Origin of the sequence: Listeria floridensis FSL S10-1187 (assembly GCF_000525875.1) — a bacterium.
Classification (GTDB): Bacteria; Bacillota; Bacilli; order Lactobacillales; family Listeriaceae; genus Listeria; species Listeria floridensis.
This window is the reverse complement of sequence record NZ_AODF01000027.1, coordinates 54769-77380: the sequence shown is the minus strand read 5'-3', so window position 1 is coordinate 77380 and position 22612 is coordinate 54769. Positions and strand designations below refer to the sequence as shown.

Below are 22612 nucleotides of genomic sequence, written 5' to 3'. Positions count from 1 at the left end.
GCTCCTTTCAAATAAAAAAAGGGGCAGCGCGACTAAAGCCGCTCTGCCCTGGAATTACGCAAGTTCTAACTGTACCGGTTCCGCATCTGGAGCCGGTTTCCGCTCAGCACGGATAGAGACAAGCCTTGCATCTTTTATTTCGAGTGCTGTGAAGATAAAATCATCATATTCAGCTACTGCTGTTTCGCCGTCTTCTGGAATGTTTCCGAGCAGCGTCAGAACAAACCCGGCGATTGTATCTACACCGCGCGAAGGCAGTTCGACTTGGAACATTCGGTTGAAGTCATCGAGGGCAAGCATGCCGTCAAGATCATAGGTGTGCTCATTTATTTTCGTAAACTCATTAGTTAAATCATCGTATTCATCATCAATATCGCCGACAATTTCTTCAAGCATATCTTCGATTGTGATGAGGCCGGCAACACCACCGTATTCATCCATCAAAATCGCGATTTGATTGCGTGTCTTCTGCATATTTTTAAGAAGATCATCAATAAACATCGTTTCTGGAACAAAGTAAGCTTCTTTCACAAGGGAAGCAATTTCCACTCGCTCAAAGCCGACGTGACGTGCCGCAGCAAAAAAAATCTTTCAAGTGCAGAATACCTACAATTGAATCCGGATCATTACGATAAACCGGAATCCGTGAATAATTTTCTTCTAAAATTAAATCGCAAATTTCTTCAGGTGCCATCTCGATATCAATCATAAAAGCATCCGTTCTTGGAACCATCGCTTCGCGCGCATATTTATCATCCAGTTCAAAAACACCGCGTAGCATGCTGAGTTCTTCTTTTTCTAAGATACCTTCTTTGCCGCCATTTTCAACAAGTAGCTGCATTTCTTCACGCGTCATTTTATCGTCCTCAGAAGCGTTATCCATCCGTGTTAATTTGACAAGCGCGTTTGTGGAAAGCGAAAGCAATTTAACAAACGGACGAAGCAGGAAGCCGACAACACGAATCGGAGTAACCGCAATTCGCGCAATGGTTTCTGATTTTTGCAAAGCAATCCGTTTTGGATAGAGCTCGCCGAAGACAAGCGTAATATAGGATAGAATCACGGTGACAATAATGATCGAAAGCTCCTTCGCGAAAGCGCCGCCGCCTAAGTAAACTTCAAAACGTGTCGCGATACTTGTGGCCGCAGAAGCACTGGAGAAGAATCCGGCAAGCGTGATACATACTTGGATCGTCGCAAGGAAATTGCTCGGGTCTTGGATAAGCTGCATCAGTTTGATCGCCTTCTTATCACCGCCGTCAGCTTGGTTTTTGACGCGGCCTTTATTTAAAGACACAAGCGCCATTTCGGCTGAAGCAAAGAATGCATTGAGAAGCGTAAGCACCAAAATAAGAATTAATTGAAAGATAATCTGCTGACTCTCGGGGTCAGGTGACATAAAAATCGTCCACTCCTTAAAAGAAAAATTTTATTAACCGAATTTTGCCCGGTCACTCAAATTTTATCATGTTCTTAACCTTTTGGTCAAAAATGCGTGCTTGGATTGTTATATGTCGGCAAAAACAAAACGCGCATCATCTTGGATCATCGTAAATGGCTGAGAAAGGAAAATGGGTTCCTTGTTCACCGCAAAAACAGGCGCCTCGGCGCGCTTAAAGTCGATCAAATTGCAAAACGGGCTGACTTTGAAACTCGTGCCAACGATTAAAACAAGCTCGGCCGCCCGAAGCGCCTCAATCGAACCTTGAATCGCCGCCTCCGAAATCCCTTCCCCGTATAAGACGACATCAGGGCGAAGCCGCCCGCCACAATTTTGATGGGTATCCGAGCGCAAGTAGTCTTCCGGATTCGCATCCTGACCGCACTTCTCGCAATAACAATGATACAAGCTGCCGTGGAAATTAATCACAGATTTCGATCCGGCTGCTTCATGTAGCCCGTCGATGTTTTGCGTGATAATCGTGACCGCCTTTTTTTCACCAAGTTCTGCCATCTTCGTGTGAATCAGATTCGGCTTCGCATTTGGGTAGTAAAGGTTTTGGGTGACAAATTCGTAAAACACATCGGGTTCTGTTTGGAGACAAGTTTCGCTAAGCAAGTATTCGGGGTTGTGCTTCCCGGCATAAAGCCCGTCTTTCGAACGATAATCCGGAATCCCGGAAGGCACGGAAACCCCCGCGCCCGTCAAAATGACAATCCGATCTGCGGCGGAAATAGCCTCATGTAGCTGTTTGTTTTTATCCATAATTTATTCCTCCTTATGATGAACGGTACGGTTGAAATTCAGCGACAAAAGTACGTTAATCAGGATGAAGAAGGCGACGGCAAGGAAAACACTGCTGTATCCAAAGTGTGCCGCGATCGTTGAACCTGCGAGCGGTCCGACAACGTTGCCGATGTATAGAAAGGACTGGTTATAGCCGAATAGGCGTCCTGTCATTTCGCGCGGTGTGTTTTTTGAAAGCAGGGACTGGACGGCAGGAAGAAGCGCCCCGTCAGCAATGCCGAGCAAGAAGCGAAGAATACCAAATTGAAGCGGTGTTTCGGCAAAAGCCATTGGAATTTGGAGAACCATGGAACCGATCAGCGCACCAAGAAGAATTCGTTCTGTTCCGATTTTGTCGCCCCACTTGCCGAGCCGCGGAGCGGCGAGGAGGGAAGCGACACCTGGAACGGCGGCGATCATTCCGCTGATAAAGGCGATGTTTGAAATATTGCCGGCAAGATCTCGCACGTAAAGGGTTAGGATAGGGCTTACGGCATTGTTTGAGACTTGGATCATCATCGAAGTGAAAAAGAGAATGAAAATTAAATGGCGATTTGGCAGAGCAGAAAATACGTCCTTTAGTGAAAGGGTTTCTGTTTTTTCAACTGGGGTAAAACTTTCGCGCACAAAGAACAAGGTTAAGAAGAAACTTGCAGCAAGGAGTATCCCGGTAATAAAGAAAACTGGGCGGACGCCAAATATATCGGATAAAAAGCCGCCGATTAACGGTCCAATTAAAACGCCGGATACGGCCGCTGTTGATAGCGTTCCAAGTGCATAGCCGCTTCTATGCCGCGGTGCTTGTGTTGCGATCAAAGCGTTGGCGGTAGAAATATAGCCTGAGAAAATGCCCATCAGGAGCCTTAGTGCAATAAACTGAAAGACGTTTGAGACAAGTCCCATTAGAATCATCGCGATGCTCATCCCGAGTGCGGCGCGGAGTAACATAACACGGCGTCCTTTTCGGTCGGCAAGACGTCCCCAAATCGGCGCCATAATAGCGGAAACAAAAAAGGTGGAGCTAAGCGCAACACCTGAATAAAGACTGACTTGACCGGGGTCTGTAACGCCCAGTTCTTCCACGTAAAGCGGCAGGAAAGGCATGATGAGGTTTAGTCCGGTTCCCGTTAAAAAACAGCCGATCCAAACGATAAATAGATTTTTCTTCCAATCTTTCATGATACACTCACCAGATTTCCTGAATTTTTCTCTTCTATTATTCCATAACGAGCCGTACTTTGAAACCGATTTGCTGGAAGTATCAAAAAACTCCGCCGGATTTTTAGATCCAAGCGGAGTTCGATTTGTTAGGCTTCTTCCAGATTTTCAAGCGGAACCCAGCCCGCTCTTTTCTCCTCAGTCACGCACCAAGCCCAGCCGTTCAGCTCGCGGTTGCTTTCAAGCTTGTCATTCACGTTTACGTCCAGTTCGCGTGCGGAGTAATCTTCTGTCACGGTCCCAGAATTTTCATTTTCGCCATATGCAATAATCTGCTTCGGGGCATAGCCTTCTGTACCGCTTGATTTGGCTTTGACAAGCACCCATCCAGGATAGGCATTATCTTCTTGCAAAATCCAAATCCCTTCATTCATATTGAGAAATAGCGGGTGTTTTATGCTGGGATGATGGGCTTTTGTGACAATATAAGATTTATTCATTTTTTAGACTCCTCGTAATCTGCTAAGAATTTTTCGATACCGCTATCTGTGAGCGGATGTTTCAACATTTGTTCCAATACTTTATAAGGAACGGTCGCAATATCAGCACCGAGCTTTGCGCATTCGATAACATGAATCGGGTGACGAATACTTGCTGCGATAATTTCTGTTTTAATGTCGTGAACCGCAAATATTTCAGCAATGTCATCAATGAGTTCTAACCCGTCTTGACCGATGTCGTCTAGTCGTCCAAGAAACGGCGAAACGTAAGTAGCTCCTGCTCGAGCGGCAAGAAGTGCTTGTGCAGCAGAGAAGATGAGTGTGACATTCGTTTTAATTCCTTCTGCATCTAGCTGTTTAACAGCGGCAAGACCTTCGCCAGTCATCGGAATTTTGACGACCATATTCGGATGGATTTTAGCGATGACTCGTCCTTCTTCTACCATTTTATCTGCTTCGAGGCTGACAACTTCACCGCTGATCGGCCCGTCAACAATCGAAGTAATTTCTGTGACAACTTCTGAAAAATCCCGTCCTTCTTTTGCGATCAAAGAAGGATTTGTAGTGACGCCAGCAACAAAACCCATTCGATTCGCTTTCTTGATTTCTTCTACATTCGCTGTATCAATAAAAAATTTCATAGTTCTTCATCCTCCTTAGTTAAACGCTTACAAATATTATAACGCAATCAACTAATGAATGCTTGGGTTAAGCAATTCGTGTACATAAATAAGCAAACAATAGACCGCTTGGTTTGCGTAGTGATAAGTTAGTTTGTTCTTGAAATTTATCAAGCCGATATTGAATCGAGTTACGGTGCATGTATAGATCTTTTGCGGTTAAGCTGATATTGCCTTGGTTTTTATAGAGCGTTTCAATGAGTGGCTTGAGCGTTTCGTCATCTATAAACAGCTGCACGAGTTCTGCCGCGATTGGACTATTTTTAAGTGAACTGGCAAGAGGAGCAAGGCTTGCTGTTTCCACAGTTTCGATGGGTCTCTCACTAGATAAATCGAATAAAGCACGTTCCTCTTCAAAAATAGCACGCAATTTGGGATTCTTGCTGTGAAATAATCCCATAAAAAATTTGACCGGCAAGAAAAAATCACTGAATAGAGTATCTGCGACAGCTTCGAGCTCCGCTTCGCCAAGCATTGAATCCGAAAGTGGCTCGATAATTAGCCCGTAGCTACGAGAAAGTTCAAGTAAGATGGAATCGCTGTTAAAAAAGCTAAGAAGGGCAGTTTTCCATTCGCTGTAAGTTTCTTCAGGATAATCAGCTTGCTGGATGTTAAATTGAATAATCCGAATGGAGCCTTTAGATGTAAAAGCAGGAGCCGTGTTCTTTTCTCCAAATAATAGTTCGTACCAAAAGGTTTCTTGTTCGGAGCGGAAGTGAAGTTCCGGCGTATCAAACAGGAGTTCTAGCAGTTCGCGCTCGGGAGCCGGCACGTTTTTTTTGGGGAATGGTGAAATAATAAGGCGCTTCAAAAAAGTAAAGCAATTCATGATTCGATTGAAGCGGTTTTTTTGATAGTTTCATTGCAGGATATTTGTTCTTGAGTTCATGGATATTCACAGTCAACGCGTCCTTTCTACTTTATTGTGGCAAAATGCTCTTTTAAAGTCAATTTTTTATCAGAAAAAAGGTTGCGCAATCAACCTTTTTTTAGTAAACTAGTTCAGTTGACACCGCAACCTTTTTGCGGTGATTTTTACCGATTTGAGGCGATTTGAATTGACGGAAAAACATGAAACGATCGTGAAATCAATGTCGATCATTCATCGTTCTGAACATATTTTTAAGGATGCAAGGCTTAAAGAAACGGGGCTTTGCGTAGGACAGCTGCGTTATTTATTCACGCTTTACCGCGAGGACGGGCTTTCACAGGAGGCTTTTGCTAAGCGGTTTTCAGTTGACAAGGCGAACGTGGCGCGGCATATTAAGCGACTGCTTGATCTTGAATTTGTGCGGCGCGAGCAGGACAAACATGACAAGCGGATTCAGCGGATTTTTGTAACGAAAAAAGGTTTGGCCTTAAAAAACTTGATCGTTGCGCTCACAAGCCAGTGGAACGACATTCTCACGACGGGCTTCAGCGACGAGGAAAAATTGGAATTCTTCAGATTGATTGTCAAAATGGCAGATAATGCGTCAAATGCGGCAAAAGGAGAGGAAATTTATGAAAGAACAAAGTAAACGACTGGGCGAAGACAATATCGGCTCACTGATGGCACGGCTATCAATCCCAGCTTTCATCGGAATGTTCGTGATGGGAATGTACAATGTAGTTGACACGATTTTCGTTTCGTATGGCGTTGGTGCAGACGGGGTTGCGGCACTTTCAATCGCCTTTCCCGTTCAAATGATTTTAATGGCAATGGCTGCGATGTTCGGCATTGGGGGTGCCTCGATCATTTCAAGGTCGCTCGGCGCGGGGGAACAAAAGCAAGCTGATAAGGTGTTTCACCAAGTGATTTGGCTTGTCATTTTTTCGAGCCTCATCATCGCGATAGCCACCTTCATTTTCATTGATCCGCTGATCACGATGTTTGGTGCGCCGGCTGAAATTCATCAAATGACAAAAGACTTTCTTGAAATTATTTTACTTGGAGCTGTATTTCAATCCTTTGGAATGGCAATGAATAATATCGTCCGTTCTGAGGGGAATGCGAAAACAGCGATGCTTACAATGATCATTTCAGCTGTACTCAATATGATTTTAAATCCGATTTTCATTATGGGATTCGGTCTCGGTGTTCGCGGCTCGGCACTTGCCACATTGATTGCCCAAGCGGTCGGTGCGGCTTGGCTTTTAATTTACTTCCTATCAGGCAAGAGCACGCTTTCTCTGCAAGGCTTTAAGCTCCAAATTGACCGGAAAATGAGCTTACGGATTATGGCAATTGGCTTTCCATCATTCATCATGATGGCATCCGGAAGTGTTGTGACGATTGCTGTTAACTGGATGTTGCAAATATACGGCGGTACGCTTGCGATTGCGGCTTTCGGAATTGCAAACCGAATTGCTTCATTTGCGATCATGCCAATCAATGGTGTCACGCAAGGAATGCAGCCAATCGTCGGATTCAACTACGGTTCGAAGCAGTTTGAGCGAGTCATTCGTTCGATAAAACTAGGAATGCTCGTTGCGACAATTCTATCGCTCGTAGCGTTTGCTATCGTCGAAATTTTCCCTGGCGAACTAGCGCGGATTTTTTTCGGCTGATCCAAAACTTGTTTTGGAAAGTAAAGATGCCATCCAAATCATGCTGCTTGCGGCACCAACGATTGGTTTCCAAATTGTCTGTGGAGGTCTTTATCAAGCGCTCGGTAAGGCACGGATATCGTTTATCATTTCCTTGATGCGTCAAATTATCTGTCTTGTGCCACTGCTTCTGATTTTGCCGCAGTTTTTCGGATTAAATGGCGTATGGTACGCCTTTCCGATTGCAGATGTCATTGCCTTTTCTGTCTGTGTACTAATCTTAAGTACAACATGGGGCAAAGTATTTAACAAATCCAAAGTCGCATAATAAATTACTAAAACCAGAGAGAATTTTCGTTTTCTCTGGTTTTTTTGTGTTTATTTTTACAAAAACATGTAGAAATCTTATCATTTAAACGTTTAAATAGAGAAGTGGGGAATTTGTTACAAAGTTGTGAAAAATTATGTAAAAACCATCGCACCTTGGATATAATTCACTCTTAAATAAATTTGGCACAAGAATTATCATGATCATAAAGGAGGTTAAAAGGTTGGAGTTCTTCGAATTTCAAAAGTTTATAAAGGAAGATGCAATTCTTTTTTCTTTGATGAAAAATAAAGTGAGATCTAGATCCCGCTCCCTTAAGTCTGGGGAGGAATTTCATCTCAGGTCATCGGAACTGCTCTTAGTAGAATCGGGAGCGATTGCCGAAAAATATAGTGAAACAACTTCTTTTTTCTATCGTATTTATGATAGGAGGGAGTTTGTTTATAATATGCGGGGTAAAACACTGGTGATTGAGGCTTTAAGTCCTGCTTCTCTTTTTATTATGGACATTACCGAAGCCTGGAGTTTTCTAGAGAGTGAAAAATTGCTGGATAGTTTCCTTTATCTGCTTTTGGAAAAAACGAACAATGACTTGAAGAACTTTTATTTGTTAGCCAGTTTCTTGCCAAGTGAACGAATTCCATTTGTTGTCGAACAACAATACTTGGTTACCAAAAACATAACACTTCCTCGCTGGATGAATGTCAAGACAATGGCGAGAATTGCCAATTGTTCGCTCTCAACCACTTCAAAAATTATTAATGAAATGGGAAAAGATCAGGCAATTTATCTTGAAAGCAAGCCGTGGCAGGTGAATGTTGAGAAACTAAGAGATTTTATCGAAAAACATCAAACGAATCACACAACGATCTAATATGTGAGGAGAATCAAACGTAATGAAAAAGATGTTAGCGGCTAGCTTATGTGTCATTTTAAGCTTGCCATTTCCGCTTATTGCACGGGCAGAAGAAAATATAGCAACCAAGGCAAGTAATCCGGTAGAAAAGACGCAGCAAGAACAACCTCATCAGGTAAAGGGAAATGAGACTGCGAAGACAAAAACGCAGCAAACGGCTTCAACAGCGAGCCTTCAAACGAGAGCTACTCAAGCAGATTATTTAATTCCAGATGCAGTGCTTCGCCAAATTGTAAATAAACGGCTTGGTAAAACGCAGGGTTACGCGGCGACAAAAGAAGAGCTTGCAACGATTACAAGCTTACAGATTGAAGGAAGTTCAACCACTTATTTGAAAATTGGTTCATTTGAGGGGCTGGAATACTTGACGCATTTAGATTATTTACGATTACTTTACATGATAACAAATGAAGAAGCTCTTAGTGAAATTGGGAAGCTATCAGCACTAACAAAGCTCGATCTCAACTCTGTTTTATTTACAGGAAGTGACGCTGAGATTACGTTACGTTCGGGACAAAAAGTGACGATTAAGCAATCTATCGACTTTTCTCCGCTTGGACAAGTTACCACACTGAAAAGGCTAGCACTCACATTTATAAATTCATATGTCAGTCCTAGTTATGTTGGCTATAATCGGCTTGAAGGGAATTATAATGGTCTCGGTAATTTAAAACAATTAGAATCACTGGATATCGGTCAAGTCGGAAATATGGCAGATAATGATGCAAAGTGGCTTCGAAATTTAGTGAACTTGAAACGAGTTTCTTTTATAGACAGCTCGCTCAGCAGTGTGGAAAGTGTAGCGAAACTATCTAACATTACAGATTTTAATGTAAATGGAAATAACATTCGCGATTACTCACCAGTTGCGGATAAAAGCTATTTCACTGGAGCAAGTACGAACGACTATGTGTTAGATACGCAGTATTTGCATAGTGATCAAACAAACGGAGACAATTTGCTGACGCTGACGGATATTGTAAAAGTCGGTCCGGTTGGAATCAACACAGCACAAGTTAAGAAATTTACGAGTATCAATAATTTCAATCTTATCTCGACTGATTTTGCCGGAGAAGGATTGGACGCGACGATTCAACTGACGGATCTGAAAAATATTAATCAATATAATTGGAAAACGGGCGAGTATGATAAAACGATAAAAGGAACTGCGGTCCCTTATTCGGTAACATTAAAAAACGGCAAAGAAATATCTGGATACGCAATCATTCCGATTGGAAAAGTAGTGACCTATGATAGTAATTACATAGGCGGAAGCAAACAATTGCGCCACTATAAGCCGTTTGAAAAAATTGCCAATATTGATCCTGAACCACGGCCGGGATACCTATTTGAAGGCTGGTATAAAGATGCGGCGGGAAAGGAAGCTTTTGATTTTTCAGCAGATGTGGATACGAATATGACGCTTTATGCGAAATGGACGGCAAGCGCGGCTCAAATTAGCGCAAAGGATTCTGAGATCTATGTCGGGGATGACTGGGCACCAAAAGACAATTTTGTGAGTGCAATTGATCATTCTGGCGCGAAAATTTCACAATTTGATGCGGCTAAAATTGCTGTTTCGGGAAATGTGGATACCGCAAAAGCGGGGGTTTACCCAATTACGTACACGCTAGATGGTGTTTCAAAAACGGTCCATGTACGGGTGAAGGCAGACGAGACGGCGATTTTGGTGAAAAACTCGACCTTGAACGTCGGCGACACATGGAATCCTGCTGACAATTTTGTTTCTGCCACCACAAAGGCTGGAAAAAAAGAAAAGAATTTTGATCCGCTACAGATACAAGTGACGGGAAATGTGGATACCGCAAAAGCAGGCGTTTACCGCGTTACTTATAATTTCGGCATGGTTAGTGCGATGGCTGAAATTACGGTCAAAGATATCGACGGCGGTGGAGGGCTTGTCCCAGAAAGACCTAAGCCAGAAACGCCGAGTGAAAAGCCGCATAAACCAGAAGTTGGACAACCGGAAGTAAGACCGGTATTCCCGGCGGGGCAAGTGGGGGAAACTGATTCGGGACGATATGTGATTAAAGAAGTGAACCCTCAAACGGTTAAGCGTGTTTCGAAAGATGGTTCTGATAACAAGCAACAGCAGACGAAGCGGAGACTGCCTACAACTGGGGATACCGCATTAGATACGCTTCTTTATAGTTTCGCTGGACTTATTTTGACAGCTTTGGTTGTGGGCTGTTTAAGTTGCAAGAAAAAATGGAGCTAATTGAAAAACCCCAGAAAGAGCCGCGCGCGGCTCTTTCTGGGGTTTTTCGTTATATTCCTACATAATGACCAACCACATATGTAATGATCATTGTCAGCATCCCAACCAGACAATTTCGCAAGACAGCCGGTTTGGTTGGAGCATTTCCAAGGTAGGCGCTTGTATAGCCGGTAATTGCAAGTGCAATCAAAACCGCAATAAAGGTAAACCAAATGCGAATGGATTCAGGTAGTAAGACGATTGTAAGAAGCGGTAAAATTGCACCAATTGAAAAGGCAAATAAAGAAGAAAGTGCAGCGCTAAATGGGTTGGCATAATCGTTCAGCTTAAAGCCCAATACTTCTTGTGCTTGAACACCAAGTGCATCATTTTTCATTAATTCCTCGGCCACTTTTTCGGCGGATTCGTGAGAAAGTCCTTTTCCTTTATAAATTTCAATCAATTTTTCAAGTTCACCTTGATAGTCCGTATGAAGTGCTTCTTCTTCTTTTGCGACAAGCGATTTTTCAGTATCTTTTTGTGTGCTTACGGAAACATATTCTCCGCCTGCCATGGAAAGCGCACCTGCAAGGAGTCCGGCAACACCGGAAATTAGAATTGTTAGCGTGGAGGTGCCTGCTCCGGCAACACCGATAACAATTCCAGCCACAGAAACGATGCCATCATTTGCTCCGAGAACTCCGGCGCGTAACACGTTGAGCCGTTCACTTAAAGTCATTTTTTTCATGTTTTTGCTCCTTCCTTTGACGTTGATCTATACCCGTTTTTACAGTATGAGAAGCAAAATACTAAAAACAAGGTTTGACAAAAAGCTACCGCATGATACGCCCGCTTTTTTTGCAAACCTTGAATTAATTTATTTTTTTCTAAACGCGTATAGTGAAATGCCTGTTAAAAGAATCCCAACGAGTGAAGCAATACCAACTATGTCACCGGTTGAAGGAAGTTTGCTTTCCCGAATTTGTTCGCTGTCTTTCGTCGAGCTTAGACCACTCGGCTGGGTTGAACTGTCAGAATTGTTGACTGCCATTCCATCAGAGCCATTTTCGCTAGTTGGTTTATTCGTCCCAGATTCATTTCCACTCGGACTTGTCGTGTTGCTACCTTCGTTTTCACCAGGATTTGTTGAGCCGCTGTTTTCGTTTCCACCAGGGTTTGATGTGTTGCCATTTTCACCTGGATTGGATAGAGTTTCTACAACAATGGCGTTAAATGAAGCACTATAATTCTTTTCGTCCGTCACAGTGAGTACAATTTGATCACCTGCTTTTAAGTCAAGTGCCGTAACATCTACTTTAAATGCTCCGTTTGCATCTGAGACGCCGGAAATGCTATCCACGGCGTTCACTGCTTTTGTCAGTTTTGCTATGTCAGCTTTTTGAACGGCCAATTTAGCATTCGGAACGGTTATTCCTGTCAGGAAGCTGTCTTTTTCCACAAGTTTATCAATTTTCGTTACGGCTTTAATGGCTGCAATCGCATTTTCCTCATCGATTTCACTTTGTGGCTTGTAAGTTTTGCGTCCTTCTTCGCTTGCTGTAAGCACTTTGTTTGCAGCCGTTTGATCCTTAATGTAGTTAATGAATGTTTCGGTATCCGGATCAATCGCTTGCACGAGTTTTCCTTTTGTGAAAGCGGAAAAACCATCGCCGCCGCCAAATAAGAAGTCATTGATTACAACGGTATATTCTTTGTTTAAATCAAGCGGTGTTCCATCACTTGTCGTGACACTGGCCACTTTATAAGCATGATCGAGATCATCTGTATCAGTGAAAACATACTTTAATCCTGAAATTTGCAGGTAGTAACGTTCGTTGCTTAAGTACTGTTGATTCAATGCTTCGATAATCGTTTTGCCGTCAAGCTTTACAACTTGGAGAATATTGCCAAATGGCTGGACAGCTTGCGCCGCGCCCCAAGTGATTTCATTATTTGCGGTCGTAACTAAATCAGCACGGATTCCGCCGTTATTTGTCATCGCAAAATCAACTTGAACGCCTGCTTTTTTTGCCATATAACGCTGGGCATCGGTAATTAAATTACCAAGTGCAGATTCGCGCGCATTAATTGCAGCACCATTTTGATTGGTTTCTTTTGTGATCGTGCCGTTTGCAGTTTTTCCGATCGGTTCGTTAATTTTACCGGCGATACGGTCTGCTGCGTCTTTTGTAATGGCGCTGATTGAAGCATCTGGTGTGATACTGCGTGAGTTGTAACTAATTTTCGCATCAGGTGTTTGAACAAAATCACCTGTTGCCGTATCAATTTGACCCGTTATATTTGAGAACGCTTTTCCGTTGTTATAACTTTGTACGATTCTTGTTGTACCAACCACGCCGTTTGTGTATTGGTGATTATGACCGGCAAGAACGATGTCAACGGAGTTAGCTGGATCAAGTGCATTGACTTTGACCATCATATTGGCTGCTTCACCAGCGACATCTTGTCCTGTTCCGTTTGTCGGATTGCCAGAGGAAAGTGCAGGAACATGTGAAAGAACAACGATGGCATTTACACCTTGATCTCGTAAAATTTTCGCATATTTCACAACCGTTTCAGCTTCATCGAGGAAATCATAATCCTTGATGTAATTCGCGAGAACAAGGTTTGGAATTTCAGTCGTGACGATACCAATAAAGCCAATTTTTTCGCCGCCGACTGTTTCAATTGTATAAGGTTTAAATCCTTGCGCTACGTTTGTCGTCCCTTTATCAACTACATTGGCTGCTACAATTTGCATATTGCTTTTAACACGCGGATAGTTTTCGACGATCGGCCCAAATTGACTAGTCGAATCCCCGTCTAAAATCCGCTTATATTCTGGAAGTCCTTCATCAAATTCGTGGTTGCCGAGTGTGCCGACTTTAAAATTCATCGCTTCGAGTACTTTCATTGTCGGTTCATCTTGAAGTAAGCCTGATACGGCTGGACTTGCGCCGACCATATCACCGGCTTGAACACGAATCGAATGAGCGTCCGTTGCATCTTGGTTAGCGCTTAGGAAATCTGTTTTAGCTTGATCAAGATTGGCTGAAAGATAATCTGCTCCGCCAATCGGATTTCCAGATACATCTTTTGAAGCAGTATCCAGTGCGCCGTGAAAATCATTGATTCCGAGAAGCTGAACCGGAACAAGTGAGCTTACGGCTTCTGCATGTTTCTCAGCAAAAGGTGCTGCGATTCCTGTTATAAGACTTGCTGCGAGTAATAGATGTGCTGTTTTTTTCTTCCAATTTTTCACAGTCATACTCTCTCCCTTATTTACATTATTGTAAGCGCTTTACAAAAACACTCAGCTTTATTGTAACAAATGGCAGATTTTGGAACAACTGAGAACAAGTAGAGAAATAATGAAATTTTTGTTAGGTGTTTTATAAAATTGATTTATACAGTAAAATAGAAGTAGGAAGATAGAAAAAAAGAAAGGAAGATACGATGCACATTTCCGCAGGTGAAGTAAAAAAAAGCGATTTCAGATCGCAACTACCGCGTATTTTATCAACCGAAAGTAGAAGCAGGAAGCGGTAATCTAACAGGATTTGAAGCGCTGGTGAGGCTTGAGACAAAGAAAAAAAGTCCTCGCACCGGTAGATTTTTTCAATGAAGTTGTTCAACTTGATGCAGTTTTTGACATGCAGAAATTTGTGCTTGAAGATGTACTCAAAAAAATTAACGCATTTAGCGGCAGATATACGATTTCGATTAACATTCCATCTCATTTTATTGCGAGTAAACATTATATGGATCAGCTGTATGATGAAATCAAACATAAAACGAAATTTCCGGAGGCGCTTGATATTGAAATCGTTGAAAGAAATGAAATTACGGAACTAGAAACCGCAGGAGAAAACTTACGGAAATTAAAGTCGCTTGGCGTTAAAATTTCGCTTGATGATTTTGGAACAGGGTACAGCTCGCTCACGTATTTGCGTGTCTTTCCAGTTGATTGCATTAAGACGGATCCAAGCTTCATTACGATGCTTGAAAGCGGTCCGCGTGAACGATTGATTATGGAAACGCTAATTAAACTATGCCATGAACTGGATTGTGTCCTTGTTGTGGAAGGCATAGAAGAAAAACACGCAGCAGATTCGCTTTCAAAAATGGGCGTCGATTATTTTCAAGGGTATTACTTTGGAAAACCAAAACCGATTGCAAAATATGTGGAAGAATATCAGCTTGATTATTTAAGTTCTTAAAAACAGGGCGGACCGGAGGGGCCGCCCTGTTTTTAAAAGGAGGAAGAGGATGGAAATTCAAACAGAAAGGCTTGTGCTGCGCCCATTTGAGGATAAGGATTTTGAAGATACTAGGCAAATTTATACGAATCCAAAGGTTTGCAAGTTTTTACTTGAGGAGCCTTGGACAGAAGGAGAAGCGCGAAACAAATTTCAAAATAAATTGGAAAAGGCTTCTTTAACAAAAGAATCTGGGTACTCAATCGCTGTAGATTACAACGGAAAAGTGATTGGAAGCATGGCCATTTGGTATACGGAAATGCGAGATACGCTTGAAATTGGCTACGTATTTAGTCCAAACTATGGCGGCAGAGGTCTTGCGACAGAAGCAGTAAGGGCTGTTTTAGAGTATGCTTTTAATGAGCTTGATGTACATCGTGTTCAAGCAAATCTGGATGCGCGCAATGCGGCTTCAGAAAAATTATGTCGTCGAGTAGGCATGCGTAAAGAAGCTCATTTTATTCAGGATTTTTGGAGTAAGGGTGAGTGGACGGACAGTTTCGTGTTTGGAATGCTTCGCTCGGATTTGAACTAGCGCAATGAAAAAAGGACGCCCACGGGCGTCCTTTTTTTCGTTGCGACAGAAAGATTATTGATTGAGAATATTATTTGATGCATCTTTTACAACAACATCATGCGCTCCGCCTTCGACGATCGAAGTTGCAGAAACAAGTGTGATTTTAGCTTTTTGTTGCAATTCTGGAATAGTCAACGCGCCGCAGTTACACATCGTCGAACGTACTTTGTTTAAGCTGATCGCAACATTGTCTTTTAGAGAACCAGCGTAGGGAACGTACGAATCAACGCCTTCTTCAAAGGAAAGCTTCTTGTCGCCGCCCATGTCGTAACGTTGCCAGTTGCGTGCGCGGTTCGCTCCTTCGCCCCAATATTCTTTCATATACGTGCCGTTTAAATTCACTTTGTTTGTTGGACTTTCGTCAAACCGTGAGAAGTAACGACCAAGCATGATGAAATCAGCCCCCATTGCAAGGGCAAGTGTCATATGGTAGTCGTATACGATTCCTCCGTCAGAGCAAATCGGAATATAAATCCCAGTTTCTTCAAAGTATTCATCACGGGCTTTTGCTACATCAATCACAGCTGTCGCTTGACCGCGACCAATACCTTTTTGTTCGCGCGTGATACAAATGGAGCCACCACCGACACCGACTTTGATGAAGTCAGCCCCAGCCTCAGCCAGGAAGCGGAAACCTTCACGATCAACTACGTTTCCGGCACCGACTTTGACGCTGTCGCCATATTCAGCGCGAATCCAGTCTAGCGTAATTTTTTGCCACTCGGTGAAACCTTCCGATGAATCGATACAAAGAATATCAGCGCCTGCTTCAACGAGAGCTGGAACGCGTTCAGCATAGTCGCGTGTGTTGATTCCGGCACCAACGACATAGCTCTTATTTTTATCTAAAAGTTCAAGTTTGTTTTCTTTATTAGAATCATAATCCTTGCGGAAAACGAAATAAGCAAGATGACCTTTATCGTCAACAAGCGGTAATGTGTTGAGTTTGTTATCCCAAATGATATTGTTTGCTTCTTTTAACGTAGTTGTTGCTTGTGCAGTAATCAGTTTTTCAAATGGAGTCATGAAGCTGTGTACAGGCTCATCAGGGGTCATACGCGTTACGCGATAATCACGGCTTGTAACGACGCCGAGTAATTTGCCATGTGGGCTGCCGTCTTCTGTTACAGCCATTGTTGAGTGTCCAGTTTTTTCTTTTAAATCTAAAACATCTTGCAAAGTTTGATCCGGACGAATGTTAGAATCACTTACGACAAAACCAGCTTTGTGATTTTTGACGCGTGAAACCATTTTTGCTTCGTTTTCGATTGATTGCGATCCATAAATGAACGAAACGCCGCCTTCTTTAGCAAGAGCAATCCCCATTTGATCATCGGAAACGGCTTGCATGATTGCCGATACGAGTGGGATATTCATCGACAGTTCTGGTTCTTCACCCTTTTTGAACTTAACAATCGGTGTTTTCAAATTCACCTTCTGTGGGATACACTCCGCGGAAGAGTAACCAGGAACGAGAAGAAACTCACTAAAAGTACGAGACGGTTCGTTAAAATAAAATGCCAAAGCAAACACTCCTTTTGAATTTTTAAATACTTCCATTATTCCAGTAACCGAGCATAATGTCAATGCTTTGAATTGATTTTGACAAAAACTGACCAAATGCACTTTTAAAACCTAACAGAATGTAAAAAAATTAATTTGTTAGATTTTTCTAGACGCAAAAAAAGCACCTATGAAAGATGCTTTTACAAAAAAACAGGTACTTGTTTTGGGCTAAACGGGATTAAATAATCCTCAATCCGCTGAAAGTCGAGCACGATCACTTCGCGGCCGTTTATTTCGAGATAACCTTCTGAAATCAGCCGCTGATATTCTTTTGTAACGGTAAATTTTTTTGTGCGGCAAAAAGTGGAAACAAGTGATTGTGTGATGTAGCTTGGTAACTGGAAAGAGTTGCCTTCCCGATCGAGACCGATTCGCTTGATTAGCAAGTATAGTGTACAGATGATTTTATCTTGCGGTTTCATGTTGGAAAGAGCCATCATTCGGACGAAATCCTCCGTTAAGTGAAAAAAGACGTTTGTAACGGAACGGAACAGATCGGGTTGTACATAAAGATGATCAATCATGAAGTCGCGATCGATTTGATAAAGAATACTTTCGGTAAGTGCTCTTGAAACAGCGATACTGCTTTGAGAATCGCTGCGACCAAAAATCTGCATCTCACTGTAAAGCATTAAAGAATGTGTGTTTCCTTTATCAGAAGATAGTTCGGATACGAATGCTCCCTTTTTCACAATGTAAAAATAATCAGAGTCTGTATGAAAGACTTCATTACGCCTAACTTTGCGTTCTTTGATGTGAGTTCTGAAAAGTTTTTGATTGCCTGCTAAGTAAAGCATGATATCAGCCATCATTTGCTTTTCGTCATGGATATGCCTATTTTTCATAGAAAATCCCCCTCCTGCTATTAAACTATTGTAGCTCAAGAAAAAAATTTTATCCATTGGTGATAATAAAAAAAACGGGAAAAATTGACAAATTGTTGACATTTATTTCCTAATACAAAAAGAAATTTGATAATCAGACTAATAATTTTGTCTAAATTGTCAAAAAGAAGCTAAAGGAACTAGCCCGAAGTCAAAATATTCCTTGTTAGAAGTTTTATAATAAAAGGTGGAAGATAACCAAAAAAGGAGAAGGAGATCATATGGAAAACATCATGGCGAGCAGAGACAGAGACAAAAAAAACGATGGAAGATATATTGGAATTTGTGACGGGACATAATGAGTTGTTTCAGGAGCACTCGATGGAAGCCATCATTGAAAAACAAGAAATAATACCAAATAAAGATAACTTTTTCTATGTTGTGAGAGATGGCGTTGTAGCACTTGAATTTGTGGAAAATAAACAGATTTTATCACTTTTTGGAAACATGCAAGGGTTTTGCTATTGCGAAGGTAGCGTTGCCAAGTTTCGAGCGCTTACCGATGTTGCTTTGCTTGGGATTGAAAAAGATTTTTTAATTGATCATTTTTATGTTCAACCTGAATTTTTTGCACGTCTTGTTGATATTCAATTTCGATTCCATAATTACTTGGTTTTCTTGACACATCTCCACAGCCTTGATGTCAGCGAGCGAATTACGCAAATGCTCAGCTTTTTGACCCAAGTATTAGGCTGAATGAAGACGGCAAACAATTTCACTTGCCGAGCTTCCTTACCCAAGAGCTGATCGCATCGCTTTGCAAAACGAAAGTCTATCAAGTTGCGAAAGAATATAAGATATTAAAAGCCCAAGGCATTATGAAAGTTGAATCACGCCGGGTGACGATCACGGATTTTGATAAGTTGCAACAGCGAGCCGAATTTTTAAAAATCAGTGCGGGAGTGCAAAAACAAGTTTTGTAAAAGAGAACAGCCCAGACTTAGTTTAAATAAGTCTGGGCTGTTCTTTGTCATTTTGCTTGGCTTTTTTCTGGCATCATGAAGACGATCAGCATGCCGAGAGCGACTTGCGTAATGCCCATTGCCGTTTCTTTACCGTTCCATTCCTGCGATTGCCACATCGCAAACCATTCCGATCCGATGACAACAAATCCAACGTACCAAATAAGAAAAATCAGGATAAACATCAGATAGCCAGACCATTTTTGCTTGTTGAATACATGAGAGGGCTGACGGTATGCCCGGAGCATTTGAATAGAAGTATACCAGCCAAGAAATGCAACGAGACCTTCTGCGATGATAATGCCCCAATAAGCGATCAGCCAAATAGTATGATTATCAATTGCACGCCACATTAAGTCGTTACCTTTAAATGTCGTATCCATTGATAACACATGACGGACGAATTCAAAATTTGAATTAAAATCCATTAAATTCCCCATAAAAACGAAAGTGGCGAAAACGCCGAATAAAAAGATAACTAAAATCTGGATAAGCCGATGCCAGTTCAGTGATTGCATAGTAATTCCTCCTTGTGTTTGTCACATTCTCAAGAATAAAATAAACGATATCGAAATGAATGTAACAATGTATCACTTTAGTAGCGAAAAAATGACAAGATAATGAATTCTGGAGGTTCCCCTTGGCGAATAGCATCCAGATTCGATATACTTGAAATCGGAAAGGGGCTGACCGTAAAGTGAACTGGCAAGAAATCATGACCGCAGAAAAACGAAAACCCTATTTTAAAGAATTGGAACAATTTATCACACAAGCCTATCAAAGTAGCGTTGTGTATCCTGCTAAAGAAAATATCTATAAAGCATTAGAAATTACACCTTATGACGAAGTAAAAGTTGTTTTGCTTGGGCAGGACCCTTATCACGGGGAGCATCAAGCTCATGGACTCAGCTTTTCAGTAGAAGATTCGGCTGCCAAATTTCCGCCTTCGCTACGCAATATGTTTAAAGAACTTGAAAGCGATCTCGGAATCAAGCGTACCAAGCGCAATTTAACAGACTGGGCAGAACAAGGCGTGTTACTGCTAAACACAGTCTTAACCGTTGATGGGACAATGAAAGCAGGTTCACATCGCAAAAAAGGCTGGGAATTTTTTACAGATAATTTAATACAAGCTCTAAACGAGCGTGAAAAGCCGATCATCTTTGTATTTTGGGGAAATGATGCTAAAAAGAAAATTCCGCTGATCACAAATAAACAGCACAAAATCATAACAGGCGTTCACCCAAGCCCGTTATCGGCAAACCGTGGTTTTTTTGGAAGCAAACCATTTAGTACGATTAATCAGACCTTAGGTGAACTTGGCGAAACGAAAATAAATTGGTAAAGAGAGTTGAGGCAGTGCCAAAAGCAGATTTTGCTGGTGCAGCCTAGGCTCTTTTTTATTTACGAACAAACGTTCTTGTGTTAAAATGTGGAGAAAGACAGGGAGCGTGTGGCGGATGGGTGAAGTGCGAATTTCGGTCAGAAAGTTAGTGGAATTTGTGTTGAAGTCGGGCAGTATCGACAGCCGAATGGGAGATTCAGATGCGGCGTTTATCGGAGCAAAAATTCATCGAAAACTACAAAAAGAGGCAGATGAAGGTTACGAAAGCGAAGTCGCACTTGCCTTTGAACAAGAGCTTGATGGGATTCGCTTTTGCGTGCACGGGCGTGCGGACGGGATTATAGACGGTGAAGTGATTGATGAAATCAAAACGACGAAAACAGCGCTCGGCGAACTTCCAGAAGGCGGTTATGAGGTGCACTGGGCGCAGGCTATTTTGTACGGCTATTTTTATGCATCTGAACATGGTTTGAGCGAAATGACGATTCAGCTGACATACTATCACCTCGCAGAAGAAGTGATCACACGACTCCAAAGACAGCTTTCGCTGGAAGAAATGCAGCGCTATTTTTTAGAACTACTTGGCGAATTTGCACAGTTTGCCGTTTTCATGCATGCGTTTAAAAAAGAACGCAATGAGACGATCAAACAGCTTTCGTTCCCGTATCCGGAATACCGAAAAGGTCAGCGCGAGTTGTCAATCGCCGTTTATCGCACAATTGCCGCAGAAGAAAAACTGTTTTCTGAAGCCCCAACAGGAATCGGTAAAACCATGTCAACACTGTTTCCAGCAATCAAAGCAATTGGCGAAGGGAAGACAGATAAACTGTTCTACTTGACCGCAAAGACGGCGACGCGTCAAGTGGCTGAGGATGCAGCGCGTGAACTGCGCAAACAGCAGATGCGTTTAAAAAGTGTCACATTGACCGCCAAAGATAAAATTTGCTTTCTAACAGAGCGAAGTTGCAATCCAGATGATTGTTCCTTTGCGAACGGTTATTTTGACCGCGTCAATCTGGCGCTATTTGACCTATTAAAACATGAAGATTGTTTATCGCGCGATGTGATAGAAGAATATGCAAGGCGTCATACTGTTTGCCCGTTTGAACTATCGCTTGATGCTGCTTTGTTTTGCGATTTGATCATTTGTGACTACAACTATTTATTTGATCCAACCGTTTATTTGCGGCGCTTTTTTGTTGAGGCAAGCGAGCGCTATACATTCCTAATTGACGAAGCCCATAATTTGGTTGACCGCGCAAAAAGCATGTACACAGCTACGCTTTCAAAGCAGCAGGTTCTGGCAGTGAAGCGGCAAATTTCGAAGCAGGAAACTGCGCTTCATCAGGCGCTGAATAACTTAAATCGTGCTATGATCACATTTCGTAAAGCTTGCGAGGCCGCGGATGGAGAACTCGTCCAAACCGAATCTGTATCCGAATTCAACACCTTGGTCGAAAAGTTTACCGAAGCCGCCTCGGACTGGCTTCCTAAAAATTTATCGCACTCTGCCCATCCGGATCTGCTCGAGTTGTTCTTCGCGGCACGTCTTTATTGTAAGATCGCTGAGTTTTACGACGAACACTATGTGACTTTGATACAGACTGGGAAGGATACAACGGTTACTGAGCTCTGCCTCGATCCATCCAAACTCGTTCAAAATCGGCTTGATTTTGGCGCGGCGAGCATACTGTTTTCTGCCACCTTTTCGCCGCTTCGTTACTATGCCGCGCTACTTGGTGGCGAGGAAGATACAAGCAAACTTAAATTTCCCTCGCCGTTTCCGGATGAGCATTTGGCAGTATTGCCGCTTGCTTACATTGGTACGAGCTACAAAAAACGGGAATCAAGCTATGATGAAATTGCGGATGCACTTTTTCAGATGATTCAGGCACATCGCGGCAATTACTTATTTTTCTTTCCATCTTATGCGTATATGACCGCTGTGCATACGAGGTTTTTAGCGCTTTATCCAGACGTGCGTGTCCAAATTCAAGAACCGGACATGGCTGAGGAAGCGCGCGATGCCTTTTTAAATTCCTTCCAAACAGATACAGAGCTCGCCGGCTTTGCAATTCTTGGCGGTGTTTTTTCAGAAGGCGTGGATTTAAAAGGAACTCGCTTGATTGGGACGGCAATTATCAGCGTCGGGCTACCGCAGCCAAGTCGAAAACTCGCTCTCGAAAAGGATTATTTTGATCAAGATGGCGGAAAAGGGTTTTATTATGCCTATCAGATTCCGGGGATGAACAAAGTGCTTCAAGCTGCTGGTCGCGTTATTCGTAGTGCTACCGATCAAGGTGTTGTGCTACTGATTGATGAACGTTTTAACGAGCCGCGCTATATCCGCGAATTTCCTGAACACTGGTCGAACCGTCGAGTTATTTATAGCGCCGCTGAGCTTGAAACGGCACTTGCGCACTTTTGGGAGTTCACGTAAACTTGAGGAAAAGCGATTTGTCG

General features: G+C 42.4%; 18 protein-coding genes and 3 pseudogenes. 10 read left to right on the top strand and 11 right to left on the bottom strand.

Annotation, left to right across the window (positions count from 1 at the left end):
• Positions 1-54: 54 nt before the first annotated feature.
• From MFLO_RS10535 to MFLO_RS10510, 6 genes and pseudogenes are all read right to left on the bottom strand, one after another.
• Positions 55-1399 (bottom strand): annotated as a pseudogene (locus MFLO_RS10535) (hemolysin family protein).
• Between the two features lie 108 nt (positions 1400-1507).
• The gene (locus MFLO_RS10530) at positions 1508-2206 is read right to left on the bottom strand and encodes an NAD-dependent protein deacylase (protein WP_036097930.1); all 699 of its coding nucleotides are present in this window, start codon (positions 2204-2206) and stop codon (positions 1508-1510) included.
• Positions 2207-2209: 3 nt separating this feature from the next.
• Positions 2210-3457: pseudogene (locus MFLO_RS10525) on the bottom strand (multidrug efflux MFS transporter); the annotation flags it as partial.
• 77 nt (positions 3458-3534) lie between these two features.
• Positions 3535-3885, bottom strand: a complete 351-nt coding sequence (locus MFLO_RS10520; protein ID WP_036097928.1) for a hypothetical protein — start codon at positions 3883-3885, stop codon at positions 3535-3537.
• Positions 3882-4526 carry a fructose-6-phosphate aldolase gene (gene fsa, locus MFLO_RS10515; protein ID WP_036097926.1) on the bottom strand — a complete coding sequence of 215 codons (645 nt, stop codon included), beginning with the start codon at positions 4524-4526 and terminating at the stop codon, positions 3882-3884. Before fsa ends, MFLO_RS10520 begins: the two co-directional genes overlap by 4 nt.
• 67 nt (positions 4527-4593) lie before the next feature.
• A complete protein-coding gene (locus MFLO_RS10510; RefSeq protein WP_241433625.1) occupies positions 4594-5376 on the bottom strand; it encodes a helix-turn-helix domain-containing protein in 783 nt (260 codons plus the stop codon).
• Positions 5377-5623: 247 nt separating this feature from the next.
• Here MFLO_RS10510 and MFLO_RS10505 point away from each other — a divergent pair, with 247 nt between their 5' ends.
• The 4 genes and pseudogenes from MFLO_RS10505 (at position 5624) to MFLO_RS10490 (ending at position 10577) form a co-directional block, all read left to right on the top strand.
• Complete coding sequence (locus MFLO_RS10505; RefSeq protein ID WP_036097925.1) at positions 5624-6085, top strand: MarR family winged helix-turn-helix transcriptional regulator; 462 nt, start codon at positions 5624-5626, stop codon at positions 6083-6085.
• Positions 6069-7422, top strand: a pseudogene (locus MFLO_RS10500) (MATE family efflux transporter). The gene MFLO_RS10505 and the pseudogene MFLO_RS10500 overlap by 17 nt, the downstream one beginning before the upstream one ends.
• A gap of 223 nt (positions 7423-7645) precedes the next feature.
• Positions 7646-8296, top strand: a complete 651-nt coding sequence (locus MFLO_RS10495; RefSeq protein WP_036097924.1) for a hypothetical protein — start codon at positions 7646-7648, stop codon at positions 8294-8296.
• Positions 8297-8318: 22 nt separating this feature from the next.
• On the top strand, positions 8319-10577 hold the full coding sequence (locus MFLO_RS10490) for a bacterial Ig-like domain-containing protein (protein ID WP_036097923.1): 2259 nt from the start codon (positions 8319-8321) through the stop codon (positions 10575-10577).
• Between the two features lie 49 nt (positions 10578-10626).
• Here MFLO_RS10490 and MFLO_RS10485 read toward each other — a convergent pair whose 3' ends face one another.
• Positions 10627-11304 carry a VIT1/CCC1 transporter family protein gene (locus MFLO_RS10485; RefSeq protein ID WP_036097921.1) on the bottom strand — a complete coding sequence of 226 codons (678 nt, stop codon included), beginning with the start codon at positions 11302-11304 and terminating at the stop codon, positions 10627-10629.
• Between the two features lie 129 nt (positions 11305-11433).
• The gene (locus MFLO_RS10480; RefSeq protein WP_036097920.1) at positions 11434-13824 is read right to left on the bottom strand and encodes a bifunctional metallophosphatase/5'-nucleotidase; all 2391 of its coding nucleotides are present in this window, start codon (positions 13822-13824) and stop codon (positions 11434-11436) included.
• A gap of 310 nt (positions 13825-14134) precedes the next feature.
• Here MFLO_RS10480 and MFLO_RS10475 point away from each other — a divergent pair, with 310 nt between their 5' ends.
• Together MFLO_RS10475 and MFLO_RS10470 are read left to right on the top strand one after the other, a co-directional pair.
• Entirely contained in the window at positions 14135-14776 is a 642-nt protein-coding gene (locus tag MFLO_RS10475; protein WP_241433624.1) for an EAL domain-containing protein, read from the top strand.
• A 49-nt stretch (positions 14777-14825) separates the two neighbouring features.
• Positions 14826-15350 carry a GNAT family N-acetyltransferase gene (locus tag MFLO_RS10470; RefSeq protein WP_036097919.1) on the top strand — a complete coding sequence of 175 codons (525 nt, stop codon included), beginning with the start codon at positions 14826-14828 and terminating at the stop codon, positions 15348-15350.
• A 54-nt stretch (positions 15351-15404) separates the two neighbouring features.
• Here the strand turns inward: MFLO_RS10470 and MFLO_RS10465 are convergent, their stop codons facing one another.
• Entirely contained in the window at positions 15405-16916 is a 1512-nt protein-coding gene (locus MFLO_RS10465; protein WP_036097917.1) for an IMP dehydrogenase, read from the bottom strand.
• Positions 16917-17098: 182 nt separating this feature from the next.
• Positions 17099-17803, bottom strand: coding sequence for a Crp/Fnr family transcriptional regulator (locus tag MFLO_RS10460; protein ID WP_036097914.1), 705 nt, complete (start codon positions 17801-17803; stop codon positions 17099-17101).
• A gap of 303 nt (positions 17804-18106) precedes the next feature.
• On the opposite strand from MFLO_RS10460, the gene MFLO_RS10455 reads away from it, so the two are divergent.
• Together MFLO_RS10455 and MFLO_RS10450 are read left to right on the top strand one after the other, a co-directional pair.
• Entirely contained in the window at positions 18107-18538 is a 432-nt protein-coding gene (locus MFLO_RS10455; RefSeq protein WP_149023027.1) for a hypothetical protein, read from the top strand.
• A complete protein-coding gene (locus MFLO_RS10450; RefSeq protein WP_077913216.1) occupies positions 18529-18765 on the top strand; it encodes a helix-turn-helix domain-containing protein in 237 nt (78 codons plus the stop codon). Before MFLO_RS10455 ends, MFLO_RS10450 begins: the two co-directional genes overlap by 10 nt.
• Positions 18766-18812: 47 nt before the next feature.
• Here MFLO_RS10450 and MFLO_RS10445 read toward each other — a convergent pair whose 3' ends face one another.
• A complete protein-coding gene (locus MFLO_RS10445) occupies positions 18813-19322 on the bottom strand; it encodes a DUF2165 family protein (protein WP_051993607.1) in 510 nt (169 codons plus the stop codon).
• A gap of 179 nt (positions 19323-19501) precedes the next feature.
• On the opposite strand from MFLO_RS10445, the gene MFLO_RS10440 reads away from it, so the two are divergent.
• Both MFLO_RS10440 and MFLO_RS10435 read left to right on the top strand, forming a co-directional pair.
• Positions 19502-20149 (top strand): uracil-DNA glycosylase, encoded by a 648-nt coding sequence (locus MFLO_RS10440; RefSeq protein ID WP_036097910.1) that lies wholly within the window; start codon positions 19502-19504, stop codon positions 20147-20149.
• A gap of 115 nt (positions 20150-20264) precedes the next feature.
• A complete protein-coding gene (locus MFLO_RS10435; RefSeq protein ID WP_036097908.1) occupies positions 20265-22589 on the top strand; it encodes an ATP-dependent DNA helicase in 2325 nt (774 codons plus the stop codon).
• Positions 22590-22612: the final 23 nt, after the last annotated feature.